1 protein-coding gene is annotated in these 979 nt (G+C 44.7%); it reads left to right on the top strand.

The window, feature by feature from the left end:
* The coding region (htpG, locus tag AB4653_RS26920) for a molecular chaperone HtpG (RefSeq protein WP_372105763.1) at positions 1 to 979 on the top strand (979 nt) is incomplete at both ends.

Raw genomic sequence — 979 nt, 5'->3', positions numbered from 1 at the left:
CGGTATCCCTGTCTCTATCTTCACAGCGGTGAAAGATGACGAAGGTAAAGACACCGAAGAGAAGCATTGGGAGCAGATTAACAAGGCTCAAGCGCTTTGGACTCGTAACAAGTCTGATATCGAGAAAGAAGAGTACCAAGAGTTTTACAAGCACGTATCTCACGACTTTGCTGATCCACTAACGTGGAGCCATAACAAAGTTGAAGGTAAGAACGACTACACAAGCCTACTTTACATCCCAGCTAAAGCACCTTGGGATATGATGAATCGTGACCATAAGAGCGGCCTTAAGCTTTATGTACAGCGCGTATTCATCATGGATGATGCAGAGCAGTTCATGCCATCTTACATGCGTTTCGTTCGCGGCTTGATTGATTCAAACGATTTACCACTGAACGTGTCTCGTGAAATCCTGCAAGATAATAAGGTAACTCAGTCTCTTCGTGGCGCATGTACCAAGCGTGTACTCACTATGCTTGAGCGCATGGCGAAGAATGACAACGACAAGTACTTGGAGTTTTGGAAAGAGTTCGGCCTAGTACTGAAAGAAGGCCCTGCTGAAGACATGGCGAACAAAGAAAAAATCGCAGGTCTACTTCGTTTCTCATCAACGGAAGAGGATTCTGTTGAGCAAACCATCAGCCTCGCTTCTTACGTTGAACGTATGAAAGAAGGCCAAGACAAGATTTATTACCTAACGGCAGACAGCTATGCCGCGGCTAAGAACAGCCCACACTTGGAGCAGTTCAAAGCAAAAGGCATTGAAGTGGTTCTAATGTACGATCGTATCGATGAGTATGTGATGAATTACCTAACTGACTTCGACGGTAAGCAGTTCCAGTCGATCACAAAAGCAGGCTTAGATCTAAGCAAGTTTGAAGGTGAAGAAGAGAAAGAGAAGCAAAAAGAGACGGAAGAAGAGTTCAAGTCTGTTGTTGATCGCACTCAAGCTTACCTTGGTGATCGTGTTAAAGAGGTT

The organism is Vibrio sp. 10N.222.48.A3 (assembly GCF_041475345.1).
Classification (GTDB): Bacteria; Pseudomonadota; Gammaproteobacteria; order Enterobacterales; family Vibrionaceae; genus Vibrio; species Vibrio tasmaniensis_A.
The sequence above is the reverse complement of the archived record's forward strand: the minus strand, read 5'-3'. Positions and strand labels throughout refer to the sequence as shown.